Source organism: Kitasatospora sp. NEAU-69 (assembly GCF_057158765.1).
Window position 1 is genome coordinate 140,206 of record NZ_JBWXUE010000012.1, and the last position, 22,794, is coordinate 162,999.

At 68.1% G+C, this 22,794-nt stretch carries 33 protein-coding genes; 32 read left to right on the plus strand and 1 reads right to left on the minus strand.

Going from position 1 to position 22,794, the window contains the following annotated elements:
* Positions 1-6: 6 nt before the first annotated feature.
* From rpsS to glmM, 31 genes are all read left to right on the plus strand, one after another.
* The gene (rpsS, locus tag AC060L_RS16225) at positions 7-288 is read left to right on the plus strand and encodes a 30S ribosomal protein S19 (protein ID WP_483799448.1); all 282 of its coding nucleotides are present in this window, start codon (positions 7-9) and stop codon (positions 286-288) included.
* A 55-nt stretch (positions 289-343) separates the two neighbouring features.
* On the plus strand, positions 344-691 hold the full coding sequence (gene rplV / locus AC060L_RS16230; RefSeq protein WP_033824229.1) for a 50S ribosomal protein L22: 348 nt from the start codon (positions 344-346) through the stop codon (positions 689-691).
* Positions 691-1,521: a 30S ribosomal protein S3 gene (gene rpsC, locus AC060L_RS16235; RefSeq protein ID WP_483799449.1), complete on the plus strand. Its 831-nt coding sequence runs from the start codon at positions 691-693 to the stop codon at positions 1,519-1,521. The genes rplV and rpsC overlap by 1 nt, the downstream gene beginning before the upstream one ends.
* Positions 1,522-1,526: 5 nt before the next feature.
* Entirely contained in the window at positions 1,527-1,946 is a 420-nt protein-coding gene (gene rplP, locus AC060L_RS16240) for a 50S ribosomal protein L16 (RefSeq protein WP_483799450.1), read from the plus strand.
* A complete protein-coding gene (rpmC, locus tag AC060L_RS16245; RefSeq protein ID WP_110670525.1) occupies positions 1,946-2,170 on the plus strand; it encodes a 50S ribosomal protein L29 in 225 nt (74 codons plus the stop codon). Before rplP ends, rpmC begins: the two co-directional genes overlap by 1 nt.
* Positions 2,170-2,445 carry a 30S ribosomal protein S17 gene (gene rpsQ / locus AC060L_RS16250; protein WP_483799451.1) on the plus strand — a complete coding sequence of 92 codons (276 nt, stop codon included), beginning with the start codon at positions 2,170-2,172 and terminating at the stop codon, positions 2,443-2,445. The genes rpmC and rpsQ overlap by 1 nt, the downstream gene beginning before the upstream one ends.
* A 114-nt stretch (positions 2,446-2,559) precedes the next feature.
* Positions 2,560-2,931, plus strand: coding sequence for a 50S ribosomal protein L14 (gene rplN, locus AC060L_RS16255; protein WP_035800854.1), 372 nt, complete (start codon positions 2,560-2,562; stop codon positions 2,929-2,931).
* Positions 2,932-2,946: 15 nt separating this feature from the next.
* On the plus strand, positions 2,947-3,258 hold the full coding sequence (gene rplX / locus AC060L_RS16260; protein WP_483799528.1) for a 50S ribosomal protein L24: 312 nt from the start codon (positions 2,947-2,949) through the stop codon (positions 3,256-3,258).
* On the plus strand, positions 3,258-3,836 hold the full coding sequence (gene rplE, locus AC060L_RS16265) for a 50S ribosomal protein L5 (RefSeq protein ID WP_483799452.1): 579 nt from the start codon (positions 3,258-3,260) through the stop codon (positions 3,834-3,836). The genes rplX and rplE overlap by 1 nt, the downstream gene beginning before the upstream one ends.
* Positions 3,837-3,840: 4 nt before the next feature.
* Positions 3,841-4,026, plus strand: a complete 186-nt coding sequence (locus AC060L_RS16270; RefSeq protein WP_104816571.1) for a type Z 30S ribosomal protein S14 — start codon at positions 3,841-3,843, stop codon at positions 4,024-4,026.
* A 281-nt stretch (positions 4,027-4,307) separates the two neighbouring features.
* On the plus strand, positions 4,308-4,715 hold the full coding sequence (gene rpsH, locus AC060L_RS16275) for a 30S ribosomal protein S8 (RefSeq protein WP_483799453.1): 408 nt from the start codon (positions 4,308-4,310) through the stop codon (positions 4,713-4,715).
* A gap of 22 nt (positions 4,716-4,737) precedes the next feature.
* Positions 4,738-5,277: a 50S ribosomal protein L6 gene (gene rplF / locus AC060L_RS16280; RefSeq protein WP_483799454.1), complete on the plus strand. Its 540-nt coding sequence runs from the start codon at positions 4,738-4,740 to the stop codon at positions 5,275-5,277.
* A gap of 3 nt (positions 5,278-5,280) precedes the next feature.
* Positions 5,281-5,664 (plus strand): 50S ribosomal protein L18, encoded by a 384-nt coding sequence (gene rplR, locus AC060L_RS16285; RefSeq protein ID WP_483799455.1) that lies wholly within the window; start codon positions 5,281-5,283, stop codon positions 5,662-5,664.
* Between the two features lie 48 nt (positions 5,665-5,712).
* Positions 5,713-6,357 carry a 30S ribosomal protein S5 gene (gene rpsE / locus AC060L_RS16290; RefSeq protein WP_483799456.1) on the plus strand — a complete coding sequence of 215 codons (645 nt, stop codon included), beginning with the start codon at positions 5,713-5,715 and terminating at the stop codon, positions 6,355-6,357.
* Positions 6,357-6,539, plus strand: coding sequence for a 50S ribosomal protein L30 (gene rpmD, locus AC060L_RS16295; RefSeq protein ID WP_030300409.1), 183 nt, complete (start codon positions 6,357-6,359; stop codon positions 6,537-6,539). The genes rpsE and rpmD overlap by 1 nt, the downstream gene beginning before the upstream one ends.
* A 1-nt stretch (position 6,540) precedes the next feature.
* Complete coding sequence (gene rplO / locus AC060L_RS16300; RefSeq protein WP_483799457.1) at positions 6,541-6,993, plus strand: 50S ribosomal protein L15; 453 nt, start codon at positions 6,541-6,543, stop codon at positions 6,991-6,993.
* Positions 6,994-7,304: 311 nt separating this feature from the next.
* Positions 7,305-8,612, plus strand: a complete 1,308-nt coding sequence (gene secY, locus AC060L_RS16305; RefSeq protein ID WP_483799458.1) for a preprotein translocase subunit SecY — start codon at positions 7,305-7,307, stop codon at positions 8,610-8,612.
* Positions 8,612-9,271: an adenylate kinase gene (locus AC060L_RS16310; protein WP_483799459.1), complete on the plus strand. Its 660-nt coding sequence runs from the start codon at positions 8,612-8,614 to the stop codon at positions 9,269-9,271. The genes secY and AC060L_RS16310 overlap by 1 nt, the downstream gene beginning before the upstream one ends.
* A gap of 132 nt (positions 9,272-9,403) precedes the next feature.
* Positions 9,404-10,243: a type I methionyl aminopeptidase gene (map, locus tag AC060L_RS16315; RefSeq protein WP_483799460.1), complete on the plus strand. Its 840-nt coding sequence runs from the start codon at positions 9,404-9,406 to the stop codon at positions 10,241-10,243.
* Positions 10,244-10,341: 98 nt separating this feature from the next.
* A complete protein-coding gene (mscL, locus tag AC060L_RS16320; protein WP_483799461.1) occupies positions 10,342-10,917 on the plus strand; it encodes a large conductance mechanosensitive channel protein MscL in 576 nt (191 codons plus the stop codon).
* A 143-nt stretch (positions 10,918-11,060) separates the two neighbouring features.
* Entirely contained in the window at positions 11,061-11,282 is a 222-nt protein-coding gene (infA, locus tag AC060L_RS16325; protein ID WP_003956442.1) for a translation initiation factor IF-1, read from the plus strand.
* 60 nt (positions 11,283-11,342) lie between these two features.
* Positions 11,343-11,456 carry a 50S ribosomal protein L36 gene (gene rpmJ / locus AC060L_RS16330; RefSeq protein ID WP_003956441.1) on the plus strand — a complete coding sequence of 38 codons (114 nt, stop codon included), beginning with the start codon at positions 11,343-11,345 and terminating at the stop codon, positions 11,454-11,456.
* A gap of 174 nt (positions 11,457-11,630) precedes the next feature.
* A complete protein-coding gene (rpsM, locus tag AC060L_RS16335) occupies positions 11,631-12,011 on the plus strand; it encodes a 30S ribosomal protein S13 (RefSeq protein WP_145790757.1) in 381 nt (126 codons plus the stop codon).
* A 73-nt stretch (positions 12,012-12,084) separates the two neighbouring features.
* Entirely contained in the window at positions 12,085-12,492 is a 408-nt protein-coding gene (rpsK, locus tag AC060L_RS16340) for a 30S ribosomal protein S11 (RefSeq protein WP_030232513.1), read from the plus strand.
* 139 nt (positions 12,493-12,631) lie between these two features.
* On the plus strand, positions 12,632-13,654 hold the full coding sequence (locus tag AC060L_RS16345; RefSeq protein ID WP_035800873.1) for a DNA-directed RNA polymerase subunit alpha: 1,023 nt from the start codon (positions 12,632-12,634) through the stop codon (positions 13,652-13,654).
* A gap of 134 nt (positions 13,655-13,788) precedes the next feature.
* On the plus strand, positions 13,789-14,277 hold the full coding sequence (gene rplQ, locus AC060L_RS16350; RefSeq protein ID WP_483799462.1) for a 50S ribosomal protein L17: 489 nt from the start codon (positions 13,789-13,791) through the stop codon (positions 14,275-14,277).
* A gap of 91 nt (positions 14,278-14,368) precedes the next feature.
* The gene (gene truA, locus AC060L_RS16355; RefSeq protein WP_483799529.1) at positions 14,369-15,295 is read left to right on the plus strand and encodes a tRNA pseudouridine(38-40) synthase TruA; all 927 of its coding nucleotides are present in this window, start codon (positions 14,369-14,371) and stop codon (positions 15,293-15,295) included.
* A gap of 42 nt (positions 15,296-15,337) precedes the next feature.
* The gene (locus AC060L_RS16360; RefSeq protein ID WP_483799463.1) at positions 15,338-17,002 is read left to right on the plus strand and encodes an ABC-F family ATP-binding cassette domain-containing protein; all 1,665 of its coding nucleotides are present in this window, start codon (positions 15,338-15,340) and stop codon (positions 17,000-17,002) included.
* A 234-nt stretch (positions 17,003-17,236) separates the two neighbouring features.
* Positions 17,237-17,680 (plus strand): 50S ribosomal protein L13, encoded by a 444-nt coding sequence (gene rplM, locus AC060L_RS16365; RefSeq protein WP_483799464.1) that lies wholly within the window; start codon positions 17,237-17,239, stop codon positions 17,678-17,680.
* Positions 17,681-17,719: 39 nt separating this feature from the next.
* On the plus strand, positions 17,720-18,235 hold the full coding sequence (gene rpsI, locus AC060L_RS16370; RefSeq protein WP_483799530.1) for a 30S ribosomal protein S9: 516 nt from the start codon (positions 17,720-17,722) through the stop codon (positions 18,233-18,235).
* A 182-nt stretch (positions 18,236-18,417) separates the two neighbouring features.
* Positions 18,418-19,788, plus strand: coding sequence for a phosphoglucosamine mutase (glmM, locus tag AC060L_RS16375; RefSeq protein WP_483799465.1), 1,371 nt, complete (start codon positions 18,418-18,420; stop codon positions 19,786-19,788).
* Between the two features lie 20 nt (positions 19,789-19,808).
* Here glmM and coaA read toward each other — a convergent pair whose 3' ends face one another.
* Positions 19,809-20,807, minus strand: coding sequence for a type I pantothenate kinase (coaA, locus tag AC060L_RS16380; protein WP_483799466.1), 999 nt, complete (start codon positions 20,805-20,807; stop codon positions 19,809-19,811).
* A gap of 101 nt (positions 20,808-20,908) precedes the next feature.
* Between coaA and glmS the strand changes: the two genes are divergently transcribed.
* Entirely contained in the window at positions 20,909-22,765 is a 1,857-nt protein-coding gene (gene glmS, locus AC060L_RS16385) for a glutamine--fructose-6-phosphate transaminase (isomerizing) (RefSeq protein WP_483799467.1), read from the plus strand.
* Positions 22,766-22,794 lie beyond the last annotated feature (29 nt).

The window sequence follows — 22,794 nt, forward strand, 5'->3', positions numbered from 1 at the left end:
GGTCAGATGCCGCGCAGTCTCAAGAAGGGCCCCTTCATCGACGGCCACCTCATCAAGAAGGTGGACGCTCAGAATGAAGCCGGTACCCAGAACGTCATCAAGACCTGGTCCCGCCGCTCCGTGATCAGCCCGAGCATGCTCGGTCACACGCTCGCGGTTCACGATGGTCGCAAGCACGTCCCGGTGTTCGTCACCGAGTCGATGGTCGGCCACAAGCTCGGCGAGTTCGCGCCGACGCGCACCTTCCGCGGCCACGTCAAGGACGACCGCAAGTCGAAGCGTCGCTAGTCGCCGGCAGAACAGCCAAACGACTCACATGACTTACACCAGCAAGGGGACAACCATGGAAGCCAGGGCCCAGGCACGGTACATCCGTGTCACGCCCATGAAGGCCCGCCGCGTGGTGGACCTCATCCGTGGCCTGAACGCCACGGAGGCCCAGGCGGTCCTGCGTTTCGCTCCGCAGGCCGCAACCGTGCCGGTTGGCAAGGTGCTCGACAGCGCCATTGCCAACGCCGTGCACAACTACAACCACAACAACGTGGACGACCTCGTCATCAGCGAGGCGTACGTTGACGAGGGCCCGACCCTGAAGCGGTTCCGTCCGCGCGCCCAGGGCCGTGCCTACCGGATCCGCAAGCGGACCAGCCACATCACCGTGGTCGTCAGCAGCAAGGAAGGGACCCGGTAATGGGCCAGAAGGTTAACCCGCACGGGTTCCGCCTCGGCATCAGCACGGACTTCAAGTCCCGCTGGTACGCCGACAAGCTGTACAAGGACTACGTCAAGGAAGACGTTGCCATTCGTCGCATGATGACGAAGGGCATGGAGCGCGCCGGCATCTCGAAGGTTGAGATCGAGCGCACCCGCGACCGCGTCCGCGTTGACATCCACACCGCTCGCCCCGGCATCGTCATCGGTCGCCGTGGCACCGAGGCCGACCGCATCCGCGGCGACCTCGAGAAGCTGACCGGCAAGCAGGTCCAGCTGAACATCCTCGAGGTCAAGAACCCCGAGCTGGACGCCCAGCTCGTGGCTCAGGGCGTCGCGGAGCAGCTGTCCTCCCGCGTGTCGTTCCGTCGTGCCATGCGCAAGTCGATGCAGGGCACGATGAAGTCCGGCGCCAAGGGCATCAAGGTCCAGTGCTCCGGTCGTCTCGGCGGCGCCGAGATGAGCCGTTCGGAGTTCTACCGCGAGGGTCGTGTGCCGCTGCACACGCTGCGCGCGAACGTCGACTACGGCTTCTTCGAGGCCAAGACGACCTTCGGCCGTATCGGCGTGAAGGTCTGGATCTACAAGGGCGATGTCAAGAACATCGCCGAGGTCCGCGCTGAGAACGCTGCTGCCCGCTCGGGCAACCGTCCGGCCCGCAACGACGCCCGCCCCGCGCGTGGCGGCGAGCGCGGTGGCCGTGGCGGCGAGCGCGGTGGCGCCCGTGGTGGCCGTCGTCCCGCTGCCGAGGCCCCCGCGGCCCCGGTGACGGACGCCCCGGCCGCTGAGAGCACCGGAACGGAGGCCTGACCGACATGCTGATCCCCCGTCGGGTCAAGCACCGCAAGCAGCACCACCCCAAGCGTCGCGGCGCGGCCAAGGGTGGCACCGAGCTCGCCTTCGGCGAGTACGGCATCCAGGCCGTCACCCCGGCCTACGTGACGAACCGGCAGATCGAGTCCGCTCGTATCGCCATCAACCGTCACATCAAGCGTGGCGGCAAGGTCTGGATCAACATTTACCCGGACCGTCCCCTCACCAAGAAGCCGGCCGAGACCCGCATGGGTTCCGGTAAGGGTTCGCCGGAGTGGTGGATTGCCAACGTTCACCCGGGACGGATCATGTTTGAGCTGTCCTACCCCAACGAGAAGGTTGCTCGTGAGGCGCTCACCCGCGCTGCTCACAAGCTCCCGATGAAGTGCCGGATTGTCCGGCGCGAGGCAGGTGAGAGCTGATGTCGGCCGGCACCAAGGCTGCTGAGCTGCGCGAGCTGGACAACGAGGGTCTCGTTGCCAAGCTTCGTGAGGCCAAGGAGGAGCTGTTCAACCTCCGCTTCCAGGCGGCGACCGGACAGCTCGACAACCACGGACGGCTCCGGCTGGTCCGTAAGGACATCGCGCGGATCTACACCCTGATGCGCGAGCGCGAGCTGGGCATCGAGACGGTGGAGAGCGCCTGATGACTGAGAACACCACCAACGAGACGCGCGGCTTCCGCAAGACCCGCGAGGGTCTCGTCGTCAGCGACAAGATGGACAAGACCGTCGTCGTCGCCGTCGAGGACCGCGTCAAGCACGCTCTGTACGGCAAGGTCATCCGCCGTACGAACAAGCTGAAGGCGCACGACGAGCAGAACTCTTGCGGCGTCGGCGACCGGGTCCTCCTGATGGAGACCCGTCCGCTGTCCGCGACGAAGCGCTGGCGCGTCGTCGAGATCCTCGAGAAGGCCAAGTAACGAAGCCGATGAGGTACGGCCGTATGTGCACCAGGTCCGCGCGGGTCACCGCGCGCGACGCCGGTGTGAGCAGCGGCCGGCCCGTCGTCTCTCGTTGACGATCAGGAGAAAGCTGTGATCCAGCAGGAGTCGCGACTGCGTGTCGCCGACAACACGGGCGCGAAGGAAATCCTTTGCATCCGCGTTCTCGGTGGTTCCGGTCGCCGCTACGCCGGTATCGGGGACGTCATCGTCGCCACCGTCAAGGACGCGATCCCGGGCGGCAGCGTCAAGAAGGGCGACGTCGTCAAGTGCGTCATCGTCCGTACCGTGAAGTCGCGCCGTCGTCCCGACGGTTCGTACATCCGGTTCGACGAGAACGCCGCCGTCGTGCTCAAGAACACCGACGGTGACCCCCGTGGTACCCGCATCTTCGGCCCGGTGGGCCGCGAGCTGCGTGACAAGAAGTTCATGAAGATCATCTCGCTTGCGCCGGAGGTGCTCTAACCCATGGCGAACAGCATGAAGATCAAGAAGGGTGACCTGGTTCAGGTCATCACCGGCAAGGACCGCGGCAAGCAGGGCAAGGTCATTCAGGCCATGCCCGCCGAGAACAAGGTCCTCGTCGAGGGTGTGAACCGGGTCAAGAAGCACACCAAGCCCGGCCCGGGCACCGCCGGTGGCATCGTCACCGTCGAGGCCCCGGTGCACGTCTCCAACGTGCAGCTGGTCGTGGAGAAGGACGGCAAGAAGGTCGTCACTCGCGTTGGTTACCGCTTCGATGACGAGGGCAACAAGATCCGCGTTGCCAAGCGAACCGGTGAGGACATCTGATGTCTGAGACGACGATCGAGAACGTTGAGAAGGTGGCCCCCCGCCTCAAGGCGCGTTACAACGCCGAGATCAAGGGCCAGCTGCTTGAGGAGTTCTCCTACGAGAACGTCATGCTGATCCCCGGCCTGGTCAAGGTCGTGGTCAACATGGGTGTGGGCGAGGCCGCCCGCGACTCCAAGCTGATCGATGGCGCGATCCGCGACCTGACCGCGATCACCGGTCAGAAGCCGGCCGTGACCAAGGCTCGCAAGTCCATCGCGCAGTTCAAGCTGCGTGAGGGCCAGCCGATCGGCACCCACGTCACCCTCCGTGGTGACCGCATGTGGGAGTTCCTGGACCGTCTGGTGTCGCTGGCTCTGCCGCGTATCCGTGACTTCCGTGGTCTCTCCCCGAAGCAGTTCGACGGCCGTGGCAACTACACCTTCGGTCTGACCGAGCAGGTCATGTTCCACGAGATCGACCAGGACAAGGTCGACCGTCAGCGCGGTATGGACATCACCGTCGTGACCACCGCCCAGACCGACGACGAGGGCCGGGCGCTCCTGCGCGCTCTGGGCTTCCCGTTCAAGGAGGCGTAAGCACATGGCGAAGAAGTCCCTCATCGCGAAGTCCGAGCGTAAGCCGAAGTTCGCTGTCCGCGGTTACACCCGCTGCCAGCGCTGCGGCCGTCCGCACTCGGTGTACCGCAAGTTCGGCCTGTGCCGTGTGTGCCTCCGTGAGATGGCCCACCGCGGCGAGCTGCCGGGCGTGACCAAGAGCTCCTGGTAATCCAGAGCACCTGGTTGAACGCATAAGCGAAGCAGAGGTGCCCGACCCCACACCGCCCAGATTTGGGCCACCGTACGGACTCCCGTAAGGTAGTGGGGTCGGGCCCCCTGCCGCGGCGTCTCCTATGGATGCACGCGGCCCTTCTCTGAAGGGGCTCGCACCCAGTCTTACTAACGCCGCAGGTCCCCTGCGTCTGTGCCCCTGCCGAACTCCGCACTCAGCGGAGTGCGGCGGGGGGACCTGGCGCGGAGAAACCACGGCGAGAGAGGCCTGAGGCCATCATGACCATGACCGACCCCATCGCAGACATGCTCACGCGTCTGCGTAACGCGAACTCGGCGTACCACGACTCCGTGGCGATGCCGGCTAGCAAGATCAAGTCGCACGTCGCGCAGATCCTGCAGCAGGAGGGTTACATCTCCAGCTGGAAGGTCGAGGAGCCGGCCGAGGGCGAGGTCGGCAAGAAGCTGACCATCGAGCTCAAGTTCGGTCCGAACCGCGAGCGCTCGATCGCTGGTATCAAGCGAATCAGCAAGCCGGGCCTGCGGGTCTACGCAAAGTCCACCAACCTGCCGAAGGTCCTCGGCGGCCTGGGCGTGGCGATCATCTCCACGTCCTCGGGTCTCCTCACGGACAAGCAGGCCGCCAAGAAGGGCGTAGGCGGAGAAGTTCTCGCCTACGTCTGGTAATTCGGGAAACGGAGGTACAGCAATGTCGCGCATTGGACGGCTGCCCATCCCGGTTCCCGCCGGCGTGGACGTCACCATCGATGGCCAGACGGTCGGTGTGAAGGGTCCCAAGGGCTCCCTCACCCACGTCGTCGCTGAGCCGATCGAGATCAGCAAGGGCGAGGACGGCACTCTGGTTGTCGTTCGCCCCAACGACGAGCGTCTGTCGAAGGCCCTGCACGGGCTTTCGCGCACGCTGGTGGCGAACATGATCACCGGCGTGACCGCGGGCTACCGCAAGTCGCTGGAGATCAGCGGTGTTGGTTACCGAGTCGCAGCGAAGGGCTCCGCCATGGAGTTCCAGCTCGGCTACAGCCACCCGATCCTGATCGAGGCCCCGGAGGGTATCTCCTTCGTGGTCGAGTCGCCCACCAAGTTCCACGTGGACGGGATCGACAAGCAGCTGGTCGGCGAGGTTTCGGCCAAGATCCGCAAGCTGCGTAAGCCCGACCCGTACAAGGCCAAGGGCGTCAAGTACGCGGGCGAGGTCATCCGCCGCAAGGTCGGAAAGAGCGGTAAGTAAGCCATGAGTCTTTCTGTCAAGATCGGCAAGGGCAACGCCTACAAGCCCTCCGCCCGTAAGCGCCGCGCGATCCGCGTTCGCAAGCGCGTCACCGGCACCGAGGTGCGTCCGCGCCTCGTCGTGACGCGCTCGAACCGTCACATGGTCGCCCAGGTCATCGACGACGCCAAGGGTCACACCCTGGCGTCGGCGTCCACCCTCGACGTGTCCATCAAGGGCGTCGAGGGCGACAAGACCGAGCTGGCCAAGAAGGTCGGGAGCCTGGTCGCCGAGCGCGCCAAGGCTGTCGGCATCGAGTCGGTCGTCTTCGACCGCGCGGGCAACCGGTACGCCGGCCGCATCGCCGCCCTGGCGGACGCGGCTCGCGAGGCCGGGCTCGACTTCTAAGCCGCTCGTCGACTCTGTCGGCGGACGTAATCGAGAGAGGTAATTCCAATGGCTGGACCCCAGCGCCGCGGTAGCGGCGCCGGCGGCGGCACCGGCGGTGGCGAGCGGCGTGACCGTAAGCGCGACGACCGGGGCAACGCCCCCGCCGTCGAGAAGACTGCTTACGTTGAGCGCGTCGTTGCGATCAACCGTGTCGCCAAGGTTGTCAAGGGTGGTCGTCGCTTCAGCTTCACCGCGCTCGTAGTGGTGGGCGACGGCGACGGCACCGTGGGTGTCGGTTACGGGAAGGCGAAGGAGGTTCCGGCCGCCATCGCCAAGGGTGTTGAGGAGGCCAAGAAGAACTTCTTCAAGGTCCCCCGTATCCAGGGCACCATCCCGCACCCGATCCAGGGCGAGAAGGCTGCCGGCGTCGTGCTGCTCAAGCCGGCTTCCCCCGGTACCGGTGTTATCGCCGGTGGCCCGGTGCGTGCCGTCCTGGAGTGCGCCGGCGTTCACGACATCCTGTCGAAGTCGCTCGGCTCGGACAACGCGATCAACATCGTGCACGCCACCGTGGTGGCTCTGAAGGGCCTCGTTCGCCCCGAGGAGATCGCTGCCCGTCGTGGCCTGCCGCTGGAGGACGTGGCTCCGGCCGCCCTGCTGCGCGCTCGTGCCGCGGGCACCGCCGCCGCGACGGCTGGGGCTGGTGTCTGATGGCTCGCCTGAAGATCACGCAGACCAAGTCGTACATCGGCAGCAAGCAGAACCACCGCGAGACGCTGCGCTCGCTGGGTCTGAAGCGCATGCACGATGTGGTTGTCAAGGAGGACCGTCCCGAGATCCGCGGGATGGCCCAGACCGTGCGTCACCTCGTCACGGTCGAGGAGGTGGACTGAGATGGCTGACTCGCCGATCAAGATCCACAACCTGCGTCCCGCCCCGGGTGCCAAGACCGCGAAGACCCGTGTCGGTCGTGGTGAGGCGTCCAAGGGTAAGACCGCCGGTCGTGGTACCAAGGGCACCAAGGCCCGTTACCAGGTTCCGCAGCGCTTCGAGGGTGGCCAGATGCCCCTCCACATGCGCCTGCCGAAGCTGAAGGGTTTCAAGAACCCGTTCAAGATCACCTTCCAGGTGGTCAACCTCGACAAGCTGGCCGAGCTCTACCCCCAGGGTGGAGAGGTCACCGTCGAGGGTCTCGTCGAGAAGGGCGCGGTTCGCAAGAACTCGCTCGTCAAGGTGCTCGGCACCGGCGAGATCTCGGTTGCGCTGCAGGTCTCGGTGGACGCCGTCTCCGGCTCCGCCGCCGAGAAGATCACGGCCGCCGGCGGCACCGTCACCGAGCTCATCTGAGCCCGTTGACAGTCGCTTGACTGCCTTCTGACGCGCCGTCAGCACTGAGCCCCGTCCCTCTTTCGAGGGGCGGGGCTCAGTTGTTTGTGTGGTGATCGGCACGGGTTCGGCGCTCAACCCCGGCCAAAACCGGGCATCCTGGCATTCCCATGGCAACCCCGTGCTCCGCGCGCTTCTTCACAGTGGCTGCGCACTGTTAGAGTCCGTGGAGTTCCCTTGTACGCTGCCCCCGGGCTGCCTGGGAGCAGACCATCTCCCATCATCAGGACCGACCCTCCCGCCGACGACGCGCGGGAGGCGCAGGAGGCACCGTGCTCAGTGCGTTCGCGCGGGCGTTCAAGACGCCCGACCTGCGCAAGAAGCTGCTGTTCACGCTGGGCATCATGGTGCTGTTCCGGATGGGCGCGCACATCCCTGTCCCGGGCGTCAACTTCAAGGCCGTGAACTTCTGCGTCAAGCAGAGCAGCAATGGCCTCTTCGGCCTCGTCAACCTGTTCAGCGGCGGTGCGCTGCTGCAGTTGACGATCTTCGCGCTCGGCATCATGCCGTACATCACCGCCAGCATCATCCTCCAGCTCCTCACCGTCGTGATCCCGCGACTCGAGGCGCTGAAGAAGGAGGGTCAGGCCGGGACCACGAAGATCACCCAGTACACCCGGTACCTGACCATCGCGCTGGCGATCCTCCAGGGCACCGGCATCGTGGCCACCGCCTCGAACGGCGCGCTCTTCTCGACCTGCTCCCAGGGCAGCCAGGTGGTCCCGGACACCTCGGTGTTCCGGATCGCGGTCATGGTCATCACCATGACGGCCGGCACCACGGTGATCATGTGGCTCGGTGAGCTGATCACCGACCGCGGCATCGGCAACGGCATGTCGATCCTGATCTTCACCTCGATCGCCTCGGGCTTCCCCGGCAACCTGTGGAGCATCAAGAAGCTCGGCAAGATCGGTGGCGGCTGGTTCGACTTCTTCGCCGTCCTGGCGGTCGGCGTCGTGGTGGTGGTCCTGGTCATCTTCGTGGAACAGGCCCAGCGCCGGATCCCGGTCCAGTACGCGAAGCGGATGATCGGGCGCCGGGCGTTCGGCGGCACCTCGACGTACATCCCGCTCAAGGTGAACCAGGCCGGTGTCATCCCGGTCATCTTCGCCTCGTCACTGCTGTACATCCCGGCCCTGGTGGCCCAGCTGACGAACAGCAAGGCCGGCTGGGCGACCTGGGTGCAGCAGAACTTCACCAAGGGTGACCACCCGGTCTACATGATCACGTACTTCGTACTGATCGTCTTCTTCGCCTTCTTCTACGTCGCGATCTCCTTCAACCCCGAAGAAGTTGCCGACAATATGAAGAAGTATGGTGGGTTCATCCCGGGCATCCGGGCGGGCCGGCCGACGGCCGAGTACCTGAACTACGTGCTGACCCGCATCACCTGGCCGGGTTCGCTCTACCTGGGCCTCATCGCGTTGATCCCGATGATCGGCCTGGTCGCCCTCAACGCGAGCACCACGATCCCGTTCGGCGGCACCAGCATCCTCATCATCGTCGGCGTCGGACTCGAAACTGTTAAGCAGATCGAGAGCCAGCTCCAGCAGCGTAATTACGAAGGGTTCCTCCGCTGATGCGTATCGTCCTCGTCGGACCTCCCGGGGCCGGGAAGGGTACTCAGGCGCACGTGCTCGCCAAGACCCTGTCCATCCCGCACATCTCGACCGGCGACCTGTTCCGGGCCAACATCAGCCAGGGCACCCCGTTGGGGCTCCAGGCGAAGGGCTACATGGACGCCGGCCAGCTCGTGCCGGACGAGGTCACCATCGGGATGGCCAAGGACCGCCTGACCCAGCCGGACACCGGCAACGGCTTCCTGCTGGACGGCTTCCCGCGGAACCTGGACCAGGCCAAGGCACTGGACGACTTCCTGACCGAGACCGGCATCGCCCTCGACGGCGTGCTGGATCTGGAGGTCCCCGAGGACGAGGTCGTGAAGCGGATCGCCGGCCGGCGGATCTGCCGCAAGGACGGCGCCCACGTGTTCCACGTGGTCTACAACCCCCCGGCCGTCGAGGACGTCTGCGACCACTGCGGTGGCGAGCTGTACCAGCGTTCCGACGACAGCGAGGACAAGGTCCGCACCCGGCTGGAGGTCTACCACACGGAGACCGAGCCGATCATCGACTACTACGCCAAGCAGGGCCTGGTCACCACGATCTCGGCGCTCGGCAAGGTCGACGAGGTCACCCAGCGCGCTGTCGAGGCGCTGGCGGCCGACAAGCAGAACTGAGAACAGACACTCCAGCCACACGGCCGCGGTACCCGACGACGGGTGCCGCGGCCGTGCGGCGTCGTACGGTGGGTCTGTGTGGACGGCCGCCCGGCAAGGACCGGGCGGGGAACTTAACGAAAGGCTTGCCAGATGGTGGAGATCAAGACCCCCGAGCAGATCGCCAAGATGCGCGTCGCCGGGCTGGTCGTCGCCGAGGCCCTCAAGGCCTGCCGCGAGGCGGTCGCTCCCGGGATCACGACCCAGGAGATCAACGACATCGCGGCGAAGGTGATCGCCGACCACGGCGCCACCTCGAACTTCCGCGCCCACCACGGCGGCCTCTGGTTCCCGGGCGTGATCTGCGCCTCGGTCAACAACGAGGTCGTCCACGGCATCCCCGGTGACCGGGTGCTGATGGCCGGTGACGTGATCTCGATCGACTGCGGCGCGATCGTGGACGGCTGGCACGGCGACGCGGCGATCACCGTCGCGGTCGGCGAGGTCCGCCCCGAGGTCGAGATGCTCAGCCGGGTCACCGAGGGCTCGATGTGGGCCGGCATCGCCCAGATGAAGAAGGGCAACCGCCTGGTCGACGTCTCCAAGGCGATCGAGGGCTACATCCGCCGCCAGCCGCTGCCGCCCAAGGGCAAGTGGGGCATCACCGAGGGCTACGGCGGCCACGGCATCGGCACCGCGATGCACATGGAGCCGCACGTGCTGAACTACGTCGAGCGCGGCCGCGGCAAGGGCCCGAAGCTGATCCCCGGCACCGTGCTCGCGATCGAGCCGATGGTCTCGCTCGGCACCCCGCACACCTCGGTCCTTGAGGACGACTGGACGGTCGTCACGAACGACGGCACCTGGGCCTCGCACTGGGAGCACTCGGTGGCGATCACCGAGCAGGGTCCGCTGGTGCTCACCGCGTTCGACGGCGGCAAGGCCGCGCTCGCGGCGCTGGGCGTGACGGCCGCTCCCGACCCGCTGGCCTGACACCACCGCCGACCTGCGGGGTTAACACCACCGCCCGGTCGTGCCGGTATCGTGCTGCCTTCGAGCGGCAGGCGAAATCGGACAATAGGGTGGTAACAGTGCTTAAGGGCTTCCGTGACTTCATGATGCGCGGGAACGTCGTCGACATGGGCGTCGGCATCGTCATCGGTGCGGCGTTCACCGCGCTGGTCGGCGGCTTCGTGAAGGCCTTCCTCACCCCGCTGGTCGGCATGGTGGTCGGCGCGTCCGGCGACTTCAGCTCGGCCAGCTGGACGGTGCTGCACGTCACGTTCCAGTACGGCGCGTTCCTGAACGCGCTGATCGCGTTCGTGATGACCGCCGCGGTGCTCTACTTCTGCGTCGTGCTGCCGGTGTCCAAGGCGACCGCGCGCTACCTGCCGAAGAAGCCGAAGGTCGCCAAGCGCCCGTGCCCCGAGTGCCTGACCGAGATCCCCGAGGCCGCCACCCGCTGTTCGGCCTGTACCGCGATCGTCCAGCCGGTGGGCGTCGAGCCGGCGGCTGCCCAGCCGGCCTACGGGCAGCACCTCTTCGGCCAGGCCCTGCACGGTCAGCCGGTGCATGCGCAGCCGGTGCACGGGCAGTCGGCATACGGCCAGCCGCAGCAGCCGCAGCAGCCGGGCGGCTCGCAGGCCGACCCCCGGTTTGGCCGTTAGCCCGGGGCTCGCGTACGATGGACCGTCGGCTCACTCGTAGCGTGCTTCAGCACGCCCTCTTCCCTCGCGGGTCGGGGTGAACCCAGGTTCGCACGAGCGTGCCGCATACGGTAGCCGGTCCCGGAAGGTGGATCTCGCAGTTCATGGCAAAGAAGCAAGGCGCCATTGAGATCGAGGGCACCGTGATCGAGTCTCTCCCGAACGCCATGTTCAAGGTTGAGCTGCAGAACGGTCACAAGGTCCTCGCGCACATCAGCGGCAAGATGCGGATGCACTACATCCGTATCCTCCCGGACGACCGCGTCGTCGTGGAGCTGAGCCCCTACGACCTGACGCGCGGTCGGATCGTCTACCGCTACAAGTAGTCCGCCGCTCGCCCTGCGAGTGGTAACAAACGTCAGATCTAGACCCGGAGAACCTGAACCATGAAGGTCAAGCCGAGCGTCAAGAAGATCTGCGACAAGTGCAAGGTGATCCGCCGTCACGGCCGGGTCATGGTGATCTGCGACAACCTGCGCCACAAGCAGCGCCAGGGCTGATCGTCCCGCATTTCTCGTAGTACTTCGCGCGACGCGCACCAACGTCAAACGCGGGCTGCCCGATCCGTCCCCCAGGGACGGACTGCCACCCCCGGTCAGAGGCCGGGGCTCGCACACCGAGAGGTGTCCGAGTAGGCCGCTCGTCAGACCTCTGAAGAACCACAGGAGCCATGAATGGCACGCCTCGCCGGCGTTGATCTCCCCCGCGAAAAGCGGATCGAGATCGCCCTCACGTACGTCTACGGCATCGGCCGTACCCGCGCCCAGCAGTCGCTGGCCGAGACGGGCGTGAACCCCGACATCCGGGTTCGCGACATCTCCGAGGACGACCTCGTCAAGCTCGCGCAGTGGATCGACGCCAACTACACGGTCGAGGGTGACCTCCGCCGCGAGGTGGCCGCCGACATCCGCCGCAAGGTCGAGATCGGCTGCTACGAGGGTCTGCGTCACCGCCGCGGTCTGCCCGTCCGCGGTCAGCGCACCCACACCAACGCGCGTACCCGCAAGGGCCCGCGTCGCGCGATTGCCGGCAAGAAGAAGCCGGGCAAGAAGTAGTCCGCCCGTTAACCGGACATCCCTCCGGCCCGCGGGTTAGCGGACCGACCACCTCAGTAGGAGAAACAGACTTATGCCCCCCAAGGGTCGTCAGGCTGCCGGCGCGAAGAAGATCCGCCGCAAGGAAAAGAAGAACGTCGCCCACGGGCACGCTCACATCAAGAGCACGTTCAACAACACCATCGTTTCGATCACCGACCCCGCGGGCAACGTGATCTCCTGGGCCTCTGCCGGCCACGTCGGCTTCAAGGGCTCGCGCAAGTCCACCCCGTTCGCCGCGCAGATGGCCGCCGAGGCCGCCGCGCGTCGTGCGCAGGAGCACGGCATGCGCAAGGTTGACGTCTTCGTGAAGGGTCCGGGCTCCGGCCGCGAGACCGCGATCCGTTCGCTCCAGGCCACCGGCCTGGAGGTGGGCTCGATCCAGGACGTCACCCCCACCCCGCACAACGGCTGCCGCCCGCCGAAGCGCCGCCGCGTCTGACGCGTCGCCTTCGGGTGCTGCGCCTTCGGGCGCTTGTTTTACCCCTTGCGTCCGGCCTCCCGCTTCGTGCGGGAGGCCGTACGCTTGGTTTGTTCGGCATCAAATAGTGGGTGCCGAAGACAACTGGAGGATCTGAAAAATGCTTATCGCTCAGCGTCCGTCGCTGACCGAAGAGGTTGTCGACGAGTACCGCTCGCGGTTCGTCATCGAGCCGCTGGAGCCGGGCTTCGGCTACACCCTCGGCAACTCGCTCCGCCGCACGCTCCTCTCCTCGATCCCCGGCGCCGCTGTCACCAGCATCCGGGTCGACGGTGTCCTGCACGAGTTCACCACCGTGCCGGGCGTCAAGGAGGACGTCACCGACCTCATCCTCAACATCAAGCAGCTGGTCGTCTCCTCGGAGCACGACGAGCCGGTCGTGATGTACCTGCGCAAGCAGGGTCCGGGTGTGGTCACCGCCGCCGACATCGCGCCCCCGGCCGGTGTCGAGGTGCACAACCCCGAGCTCGTCCTGGCCACGCTGAACGGCAAGGGCAAGCTGGAGATGGAGCTGACCGTCGAGCGCGGTCGCGGCTACGTCTCCGCCGTGCAGAACAAGGCTTCCGGCCAGGAGATCGGCCGCATCCCGGTCGACTCGATCTACAGCCCCGTGCTGAAGGTCACCTACAAGGTCGAGGCCACCCGTGTCGAGCAGCGGACCGACTTCGACAAGCTGATCGTCGACGTCGAGACCAAGCCCGCCATGCGCCCGCGTGACGCCATGGCCTCGGCCGGCAAGACCCTGGTGGAGCTGTTCGGTCTCGCCCGCGAGCTGAACATCGACGCCGAGGGCATCGACATGGGCCCGTCCCCGACGGACGCCGCCCTGGCCGCCGACCTGGCGCTGCCGATCGAGGAGCTGGAGCTCACCGTTCGGTCGTACAACTGCCTCAAGCGCGAGGGCATCCACACCGTGGGTGAGCTCGTCGCCCGCTCCGAGGCCGACCTGCTCGACATCCGCAACTTCGGTGCGAAGTCGATCGACGAGGTCAAGGCGAAGCTGGCCGGCATGGGCCTGGCCCTCAAGGACAGCCCGCCCGGATTCGACCCGACCGCCGCCGCCGACGCCTTCGGCGCCGACGACCTGGACGACGCGGGTTACGCGGAGACCGAGCAGTACTGAGGATTTGTTCCGAGGGCGGTTCGTCACGAACCGCCCTCGGTTCGATGTGAAAGAGCTAAGTCGTCCGGGCAACTGCGCCCGGCCGCCCGTTCCGGTACCTGATACGGCCGGATTCGGAGATTCAAGGAGCTACCATGCCCCGTCCCGCGAAGGGCGCCCGCCTCGGCGGCGGCCCGCACCACGAGCCGCTGCTGCTCGCCGGCCTGTGCCGCGAGCTGTTCCAGTACGGCCGCATCACCACGACCGAGGCCAAGGCCCGTCGGATGCGCCCGCTGGCGGAGAAGCTGATCACCAAGGCCAAGGCCGGTGACATCCACAACCGTCGTGTCGTCCGCAAGACGATCACCGACGTCTCCGTGCTGCACACCCTCTTCACCGAGATCGCGCCGCGCTACGAGAACCGCCCCGGTGGTTACACCCGCATCACCAAGATCGGTCCCCGTCGTGGCGACAACGCCCCGATGGCCGTGATCGAGCTGGTCGAGGCCCTGACCGTCGCGCAGAACGCCGTCGGTGAGGCCGAGGCCGCCACCAAGCGCGCCGTCAAGGAGACCGAGGCCGCTGCCGCCCCGGTCGCCGACGAGGTTCCGGCCGACGCCGCTCCGGCGGACGAGCAGGCCTGACGCTCGCAGGTTCAGTGACGGGCCCGCTTCCCCGCTTCGGCGGGGGAGCGGGCCCGTTCGCCATGTCTGGAGGAAAACTGTGGTGACTGCGGTGAACGACTGCGCCGAGCCGGCTCCGGCCAAGGACGGCCCCGCAGCGGGGTACCAGCGGATCCGGCTCGATCTCGCCTACCACGGCGCCGAGTTCTCCGGCTGGGCCCGCCAGCGCGGCCGCCGGACCGTGCAGGAGGAGATCGAGAGCGCGCTGCAGATCGTCACCCGCAGCCCCGAGCTCTTCCCGCTCACCGTGGCCGGGCGCACCGACGCCGGGGTGCACGCGCGCGGCCAGGTCGCGCACGTCGATCTGCCGGTCGCACTGTGGGCGGAGCACGGCGAGAAGCTGCTGCGCCGGCTCGCCGGGCGGCTGCCCGCCGACGTGCGGATCTACCGGGTGTCCGAGGCCCCGGCGGGCTTCGACGCGCGCTTCGCGGCGATCTGGCGCCGCTACGCCTACCGGGTGGCCGACCACCCGGGCGGGGTGGACCCGCTGCTGCGCGGCCACGTGCTCTGGCACGACCGCCCGCTGGACATCGACCGGATGAACGAGGCCGCCCGGCTGCTGCTCGGCGAGCACGACTTCGCCGCGTACTGCAAGAAGCGCGAGGGTGCGACGACCATCCGCACGCTGCTGGAGCTGCACTGGGACCGGGTGCCGATGGACCCGTACGCGACCCAGGAGGGCAGCCTGGCGGTCGCCACCGTGCGGGCCGACGCGTTCTGCCACAACATGGTCCGCGCGCTGGTCGGCGCGATGCTGCTGGTCGGTGACGGGCACCGCCCGGTGGAGTTCCCCGGCGAGGTGCTGGCCGGCGGGGTGCGCAACAGCGCCGTCAACGTGATCCGGCCGTACGGGCTGACGCTGGAGGAGGTCGGCTACCCGGCCGACGACCAGCTCGCCGAGCGCAACCGGCTCGCCCGGCGGATGCGCACGCTGCCCGGGCAGGCCGGCGCGGCCCCGGCAGCAGGCGCAGCAGGGTAATCCGTTTGGTCCGGGCGGGTCGGCACTGCACAATTTCCCCCCATGGGACACGTCGAGATTTCGCACCTTGAGTACTACCTGCCGGACGGGCGGGTGCTGTTCGACGACGCGTCCTTCCGGGTCGGCGAGGGCGCCGCGGTCGCCCTGGTGGGCGCGAACGGCGCCGGCAAGACCACGCTGCTGCGCATGATCGCGGGGGACACCCAGCCGCACGGCGGGACCGTCACGGTCAGCGGCGGCCTGGGCGTGATGCGCCAGTTCGTCGGCACCACCGGCCGCGAGGACCTGCGCGAGACGCCGGGCGCGCTGCCGCCGGACGCCTCGGTGCGCGACCTGCTGGTCTCCGTCGCCCCGCCGCGGATCGCGGTGGCCGCCAAGGCGGTGGACGCCGCCGAGCTGGCGATGATGGCGCAGGACGACGAGAAGACGCAGATGGCCTACGCCCAGGCCCTCTCCGACTGGGCCGACGTCGGCGGCTACGAGTACGAGACCGACTGGGACGTCTGCACCACCGCGGCGCTCGGAATGCCGTTCGACCGCGCCCAGTTCCGCGGCCTGAACACGCTCTCCGGCGGTGAGCAGAAGCGCCTGGTGCTGGAGTGCCTGCTGCGCGGCCCCGACGAGGTGCTGCTGCTCGACGAGCCGGACAACTACCTGGACGTACCGGGCAAGCGCTGGCTGGAGGAGGCCATCAAGGCCAGCTCCAAGACCGTGCTCTACATCTCGCACGACCGCGAGCTGCTCTCGCGCACCGCCGACAAGATCATCAGCGTCGAGTCCGGCTTCGGTGGCGGCGGCAGCAGCGTCTGGGTGCACGGCGGCGGCTTCGACTCCTTCCACGAGGCGCGCAAGGAGCGGTTCGCCCGCTTCGAGGAGCTCGGCCGCCGCTGGGACGAGGAGCACGCCAAGCTGAAGAAGCTGGTCGTCACGCTGCGCCAGGCGGCCTCGGTCAGCCACGCGCTCGCCACCCGGTACGCCGCCGCGCAGACCCGGCTGAAGAAGTTCGAGGAGGCCGGCCGCCCCGAGGAGCCGCCGCGCGAGCAGAACATCAGCATGCGGCTCAAGGGCGGGCGCACCGGCGTCCGGGCGCTGACCATCGAGCAGCTGGAACTGACCGGCCTGATGCAGCCCTTCGACCTGGAGGTCTTCTACGGCGAGCGGGTCGGCGTGCTCGGCTCCAACGGCTCCGGCAAGTCGCACTTCCTGCGGCTGCTGGCGGGCGACGAGACGGTCGCGCACACCGGCGGCTTCAAGCTCGGCGCGCGGGTGGTCCCCGGGCACTTCCGGCAGACCCACGCGCACCCCGAGCTCTTCGGCCGCACGGTCCGCTCGATCGTCGAGGAGGAGCACGGCCTGGAGCGCAAGGCCGCGATGGGCGCGCTGCGCCGGTACGAGCTGGACAAGCAGGAGGAGCAGAAGTTCGAGTCGCTCTCCGGCGGTCAGCAGGCCCGGCTGATGATCCTCAAGCTGGAGCTCTCCGGGGTCACGGCGCTGCTGCTGGACGAGCCGACCGACAACCTGGACCTGGACAGCGCCGAGGCGCTGCAGGAGGCCCTGGAGGCCTTCGACGGCACGGTGCTCTGTGTGACGCACGACCGGTGGTTCGCCAAGACCTTCGACCGGTTCCTGGTCTTCGGCTCGGACGGGCGGGTCTACGAGGCCCCGGAGCCGGTCTGGGACGAGCGCCGGGTCGACCGCGAACGTTGATCGTCCGGCCGGCCGTTCGGTTGATCGTTTGGCTTCTCGCCAACCGGACGGGTACTGTAGGCCCTTGTTGTGCGTATTGGCTCGCTCCATCTCACGTGAGAGGTCGGTACGCCGGAGATACCTAGGCCGATGACCAGCGGCTCCCCCTTGAATTGCGTCCAAGGTGGACCGGGCTGATCCCTCGTCCAGGTGCTCCTGTCAGGACTCACTCACTGAAAAGCGAAGGCTACGACCGTGCGTACGTACAGCCCCAAGCCCGGCGACGTCCAGCGTCAGTGGCACGTCATCGACGCGACCGACGTCGTGCTCGGCCGCCTGGCCTCCCAGGCCGCCAACCTCCTCCGGGGCAAGCACAAGGCGATCTACGCGCCGCACGTTGACACTGGTGACTTCGTCATCATCATCAACGCGGACAAGGTGCACCTGTCGGGTAACAAGAAGACCCAGAAGCTGGCCTACCGCCACTCCGGCTTCCCGGGCGGTCTGCGCTCCGTGCGCTACGACGACCTGCTCGACAAGAACCCGGAGAAGGCCGTCGAGAAGGCCATCAAGGGCATGGTCCCGAAGAACAGCCTGGGCCGCCAGATGCTCTCGAAGCTGAAGGTCTACTCGGGCGACCAGCACCCGCACGCTGCCCAGATGCCGGTGCCGTTCGAGATCACCCAGGTCGCGCAGTAATTCCGGCCACAAGCCCTTAACTAAGAAAAGCTGAGGAACATCGTGGCCGAGAACGCTGCCATCGAGACCACCCTGGACGTCGACTTCGAGGAGGAGCTCACCGAGTACACCTCCGAGGAGGAGACCTCCTACTCCACCGAGTCGCTGGCCGGCCGCTTCGGCGAGGCCATCCCCGGCGCCGGCCTCGGCCGTCGCAAGGAGGCGATCGCCCGCGTGCGCATCGTCCCGGGCACCGGCAAGTGGAAGATCAACGGTCGCACCCTGGAGAACTACTTCCCCAACAAGGTGCACCAGCAGACCGTGAACGAGCCCTTCAAGCTCCTCGAGCTTGACGGCCGTTACGACGTCATCGCCCGCATCGCGGGTGGCGGCGTCTCCGGTCAGGCCTACGCGCTGCGCCTCGGCGTGGCCCGCGCCCTGAACGAGGCCGACGTGGACAACAACCGCGCCGCCCTCAAGAAGGCCGGTTTCCTGATGCGTGACGCGCGTGCCGTCGAGCGCAAGAAGGCCGGTCTCAAGAAGGCCCGTAAGGCCCCGCAGTACAGCAAGCGCTAGTCACGCCCCGGGGTGCGTACCGCCCTTGGTGCGCACCCCGTTGGTGGGACCCACGCCCCGGAGCACTTCATGTGCCCCGGGGCGTTGTGCTCCCTGGACCGGTCAGGCGGCCAGGGAGACTCTTCCCCGTCGGCCGGCACCCCCCTCGGCCAGGCCGACGGCCGGCAATGAAGGACGGGACTGTGGCACGACTCTTCGGTACGGACGGCGTACGCGGTGTGGCCAACGTTGGCCTGACCGCCGAACTGGCCCTGGGCCTGTCGATGGCGGCCGCGCACGTGCTGGGCGATGCCGGCGGCTTCGGCGGCCGCCGCCCGGTGGCCGTGGTCGGCCGCGATCCGCGGGCCTCGGGCGAGTTCCTGGAGGCCGCCGTGATCGCCGGCCTGGCCGGCTCCGGCGTGGACGTGCTGCGGGTCGGCGTGCTGCCGACGCCCGCGGTGGCGTACCTGACCGGTGCGCTCGGCGCGGACTTCGGCGTGATGCTCTCCGCCAGCCACAACGCGATGCCGGACAACGGCATCAAGTTCCTGGCCCGCGGCGGGCACAAGCTGGACGACGCGATCGAGGACGCGATCGAGTCCGACTACCGCCACTACGTCGAGGGTGCGGCGCCCGTCCGCCCGCGCCCGACCGGCGCCGGCGTCGGCCGGGTGCACGAGTACACCGAAGGCTTCGACAAGTACGTCGCGCACCTGATCGGCGTGCTGCCGAACCGGCTGGACGGCATCAAGGTGGTCATCGACGGCGCGCACGGCGCGGCCGCCCGGGTCGCCCCCGAGGCGTTCGCCCGGGCCGGCGCCGAGGTGGTCTACACGCTGGGCGCCGAGCCGACCGGTCTGAACATCAACGACGGCGTCGGCTCCACCCACCTGGACAACCTGCGACTGGCGATGCGCGAGCACCAGGCCGACCTGGGCATCGCGCTGGACGGCGACGCCGACCGCTGCCTGGCCGCCGACGCCGAGGGCAACGAGGTGGACGGCGACCAGATCATGGCCGTCCTGGCCGTCGCGATGCGCGAGGCCGGCACGCTGCGCCGCAACACCGCGGTCGGCACCGTGATGGCGAACCTCGGCTTCAAGCTGGCGATGGAGCGCGAGGGCATCGGCCTGGTCGAGACGGCGGTGGGGGACCGCTACGTGCTGGAGGCGATGAAGGAGCACGGCTACGCGCTGGGCGGCGAGCAGTCCGGCCACGTGATCCTGCTGGACCACGCGACCACCGGCGACGGCACGCTGACCGGCCTGATGCTGGGCGCCCGGCTCGCGGCGACCAAGCAGACGCTGGCCGAGCTCGCCGCGGTGATGACCCGGATGCCGCAGCTGCTGATCAACGTCAAGGACGTCGACAAGAACCGGGTCACCGAGAGCGCCGAGCTGGCCAAGGCGGTCGCCGACGCCGAGGCGGAGCTGGGCAGCACCGGCCGGGTGCTGCTGCGCCCGTCCGGCACCGAGCCGCTGGTGCGGGTCATGGTCGAGGCGGCCGACCAGGAGCAGGCCCGCTCGGTGGCCGAGCGGCTGGCCGGCGTGGTCCGCGCCGAACTGGCCTGCTGAGTCCGAACTCTGACTGACCGTCAGAGCTTGCGCAGAAGGGCGCGGCGGACCTTGTGGTCGGCGCCCTTCTGCAGCACCAGGGTCGCCCGGCCGCGGGTCGGCAGCACGTTCTCCAGCAGGTTGGGCTTGTTGATGGTGCGCCAGACCTGGCGGCCGTACTCCATCGCCTCCTCCTCCGGCACCTCGGTGAACCGGCGGAAGTACGAGTTGGGGTCCTGGAACGCGGTGTCCCGCAGCTTCTTGAAGCGGGACAGGTACCAGTTCTCGATGTCGTCGGTGCGCGCGTCGACGTAGATCGAGAAGTCGAAGTAGTCGGCGACCGCGAGGCGGGTGCGGCCGTCGGTGCCCGGCAACGCGGGCTGCAGAACGTTCAGTCCCTCGACGATCAGGATGTCCGGGCGCTGCACGGTGAGCCGCTCGTCCGGCACGATGTCGTAGATCAGGTGCGAGTAGATCGGCGCGGTGACCTGTTCCTTGCCGGCCTTCACGTCCGCCACGAAGCGCATCAGCGCCCGGCGGTCGTAGGACTCGGGGAACCCCTTGCGGGCCATCAGGCCGCGCCGCCGCAGCTCGGCGTTGGGCAGCAGGAAGCCGTCGGTGGTGACGAGTTCGACCCGCGGGTGCTCGGGCCAGCGGGCCAGCAGCGCCTGGAGCAGGCGGGCGGTGGTGGACTTGCCGACCGCGACCGAGCCGGCCACGCCGATGACGAACGGGGTCCTGGTCCGCTCCGTGTCGGGGTTGTCCAGGAAGGTGCCGACCGCGCCGCGCAGCTCGTGCGTGGCGTGGATGTACAGGTTCAGCAGCCGGGACAGCGGCAGGTAGACGTCCTCGACCTCGTCCAGGTCCAGGGCGGTGCCCAGGCCGCGCAGTTGCTCCACCTCCGCCGCGGTCAGCGGCAGCGGAGTGCGATTGCGCAGGGCGCTCCACTCGGCCCGAGACATGTCGACGTACGGGGACGGCGACGGGCTGGGCGTCGAGGGGGCGCCCTGGCTACAGAGTTCGGTCAGCACATGGTCCATTGTGGGCCGTCCGGGCGCTGCCGTGGGCTGTGGTGTCGGTCACGCGCTGTTGACCGCCGGGTGGCCTACCGGCAAATTCGGTCGCCCTTATGCTGACACATATGTGCGGAATTGTTGGTTATGTGGGCGCTCAGCCCGCGCTCGACGTAGTGATCGCCGGGCTGCAACGCCTTGAGTACCGAGGGTACGACTCGGCCGGCGTGGCCATCCAGACGGTCGACCCCTCAGGGCAGTGGGGTCTGGCCACCGACAAGCGGGCCGGAAAGCTCGTGAACCTTGAGAAGTCGCTCGCCGAGACCCCTCTTCCCGGCGGCACCACCGGCATCGGACACACCCGTTGGGCGACCCACGGCGGTCCGACCGACGCGAACGCCCACCCCCACCTGGACGACCACGGCCGGGTCGCGGTCGTCCACAACGGCATCATCGAGAACTTCGCGCAGCTGCGCGCGGAGCTGGCCGAGCGCGGCCACACGCTGCGCTCCGAGACCGACACCGAGGTGGTCGCCCACCTGCTCGCCGAGGCGTACGACGGCGACCTGGCCGAGGCGATGCGCACCGTCTGCCGGCAGCTGGACGGCGCCTTCACGCTGGTCGCCGTGCACGCCGACGCCCCCGACGTGGTGGTCGGCGCGCGGCGCAACTCGCCGCTGGTGGTCGGGCGCGGGGTCGGCGAGAACTTCCTCGCCTCGGACGTCGCCGCGTTCATCGCGCACACCCGTCAGGCGATCGAGCTGGGTCAGGACCAGGTCGTCGAGCTGCGCGCCGACTCGGTGACGGTGACCGGGTTCGACGGCTCGCCCGCCGAGACCCGCGAGTACCACGTGGACTGGGACGTCTCGGCCGCCGAGAAGGGCGGCTACGACTACTTCATGCTCAAGGAGATCGCCGAGCAGCCGAAGGCGGTCGCCGACACGCTGCTCGGCCGGATCGGCACCGACGGGCGGCTCACGCTGGACGAGGTGCGGATCCCCGACTCCGTGCTGCGTGAGGTCGACAAGGTCGTCATCGTGGCCTGCGGCACGGCGTTCCACGCCGGGATGATCGCCAAGTACGCGATCGAGCACTGGACCCGGATCCCGTGCGAGGTCGAGGTCGCCTCGGAGTTCCGCTACCGGGACCCGATCCTGGACCACCGCACGCTGGTGATCGCGATCTCGCAGTCCGGCGAGACCATGGACACCCTGATGGCGCTGCGGCACGCCCGCGAGCAGGGCGCCCGGGTGCTGGCGATCTGCAACACCAACGGCTCCACGATTCCGCGCGAGTCGGACGCGGTGCTGTACACGCACGCCGGCCCCGAGGTCGCGGTCGCCTCGACGAAGGCGTTCCTGACCCAGCTGGTCGCCTGCTACCTGGTCGCGCTCTACCTGGGCCAGGTGCGCGGGACCAAGTGGGGCGACGAGATCTCCGCCGTGATCAAGGAGCTCTCGGACGCGCCGAAGCAGGTCGAGCAGGTGCTCACCACGATGGAGCCGGTGCGCGAGCTGGCCCGCTCGCTGGCCGACGCGAACTCGGTGCTCTTCCTCGGCCGGCACGTCGGGTTCCCGGTCGCGCTGGAGGGTGCGCTCAAGCTCAAGGAGCTCGCGTACATGCACGCCGAGGGCTTCGCGGCGGGCGAGCTGAAGCACGGCCCGATCGCGCTGATCGAGGACGGGCTGCCGGTCGTGGTGGTCGTCCCGTCGCCGCGGGGGCGCTCGCTGCTGCACGACAAGATCGTCTCCAACATCCAGGAGATCCGGGCCCGCGGTGCGCGGACCATCGTGATCGCGGAGGAGGGCGACGAGGCGGTCGTCCCGTACGCCGACCACCTGATCCGGATCCCGGCCACGCCGGTGCTGCTCCAGCCGCTGGTGGCCACCGTGCCGCTGCAGGTGTTCGCCTGCGAGCTGGCCACCGCCAAGGGCCACGAGGTGGACCAGCCGCGCAACCTGGCGAAGTCGGTCACCGTCGAGTAGTTCCACGGTGCTTCGCCGCCGGTCCTCCG

Coding starts and splice junctions, on each gene's coding strand:
- AC060L_RS16270 (WP_104816571.1), top strand. CDS start 3,841: ATGGCGAAGAAGTCCCTCATCGCGAAGTCCGAGCGTAAGCCGAAGTTC.
- rplP (WP_483799450.1), top strand. CDS start 1,527: ATGCTGATCCCCCGTCGGGTCAAGCACCGCAAGCAGCACCACCCCAAG.
- rpmJ (WP_003956441.1), top strand. CDS start 11,343: ATGAAGGTCAAGCCGAGCGTCAAGAAGATCTGCGACAAGTGCAAGGTG.
- AC060L_RS16360 (WP_483799463.1), top strand. CDS start 15,338: ATGGGACACGTCGAGATTTCGCACCTTGAGTACTACCTGCCGGACGGG.
- infA (WP_003956442.1), top strand. CDS start 11,061: ATGGCAAAGAAGCAAGGCGCCATTGAGATCGAGGGCACCGTGATCGAG.
- rplE (WP_483799452.1), top strand. CDS start 3,258: ATGTCTGAGACGACGATCGAGAACGTTGAGAAGGTGGCCCCCCGCCTC.
- rpmC (WP_110670525.1), top strand. CDS start 1,946: ATGTCGGCCGGCACCAAGGCTGCTGAGCTGCGCGAGCTGGACAACGAG.
- rpsK (WP_030232513.1), top strand. CDS start 12,085: ATGCCCCCCAAGGGTCGTCAGGCTGCCGGCGCGAAGAAGATCCGCCGC.
- glmS (WP_483799467.1), top strand. CDS start 20,909: ATGTGCGGAATTGTTGGTTATGTGGGCGCTCAGCCCGCGCTCGACGTA.
- rpsS (WP_483799448.1), top strand. CDS start 7: ATGCCGCGCAGTCTCAAGAAGGGCCCCTTCATCGACGGCCACCTCATC.
- coaA (WP_483799466.1), bottom strand. CDS start 20,807: ATGGACCATGTGCTGACCGAACTCTGTAGCCAGGGCGCCCCCTCGACG.
- rpsE (WP_483799456.1), top strand. CDS start 5,713: ATGGCTGGACCCCAGCGCCGCGGTAGCGGCGCCGGCGGCGGCACCGGC.
- rplR (WP_483799455.1), top strand. CDS start 5,281: ATGAGTCTTTCTGTCAAGATCGGCAAGGGCAACGCCTACAAGCCCTCC.
- rpsH (WP_483799453.1), top strand. CDS start 4,308: ATGACCATGACCGACCCCATCGCAGACATGCTCACGCGTCTGCGTAAC.
- rplO (WP_483799457.1), top strand. CDS start 6,541: ATGGCTGACTCGCCGATCAAGATCCACAACCTGCGTCCCGCCCCGGGT.
- rplX (WP_483799528.1), top strand. CDS start 2,947: ATGAAGATCAAGAAGGGTGACCTGGTTCAGGTCATCACCGGCAAGGAC.
- rplQ (WP_483799462.1), top strand. CDS start 13,789: ATGCCCCGTCCCGCGAAGGGCGCCCGCCTCGGCGGCGGCCCGCACCAC.
- AC060L_RS16310 (WP_483799459.1), top strand. CDS start 8,612: ATGCGTATCGTCCTCGTCGGACCTCCCGGGGCCGGGAAGGGTACTCAG.
- AC060L_RS16345 (WP_035800873.1), top strand. CDS start 12,632: ATGCTTATCGCTCAGCGTCCGTCGCTGACCGAAGAGGTTGTCGACGAG.
- map (WP_483799460.1), top strand. CDS start 9,404: ATGGTGGAGATCAAGACCCCCGAGCAGATCGCCAAGATGCGCGTCGCC.
- rpsC (WP_483799449.1), top strand. CDS start 691: ATGGGCCAGAAGGTTAACCCGCACGGGTTCCGCCTCGGCATCAGCACG.
- rplV (WP_033824229.1), top strand. CDS start 344: ATGGAAGCCAGGGCCCAGGCACGGTACATCCGTGTCACGCCCATGAAG.
- rpsM (WP_145790757.1), top strand. CDS start 11,631: ATGGCACGCCTCGCCGGCGTTGATCTCCCCCGCGAAAAGCGGATCGAG.
- rplF (WP_483799454.1), top strand. CDS start 4,738: ATGTCGCGCATTGGACGGCTGCCCATCCCGGTTCCCGCCGGCGTGGAC.
- rpsQ (WP_483799451.1), top strand. CDS start 2,170: ATGACTGAGAACACCACCAACGAGACGCGCGGCTTCCGCAAGACCCGC.
- rpmD (WP_030300409.1), top strand. CDS start 6,357: ATGGCTCGCCTGAAGATCACGCAGACCAAGTCGTACATCGGCAGCAAG.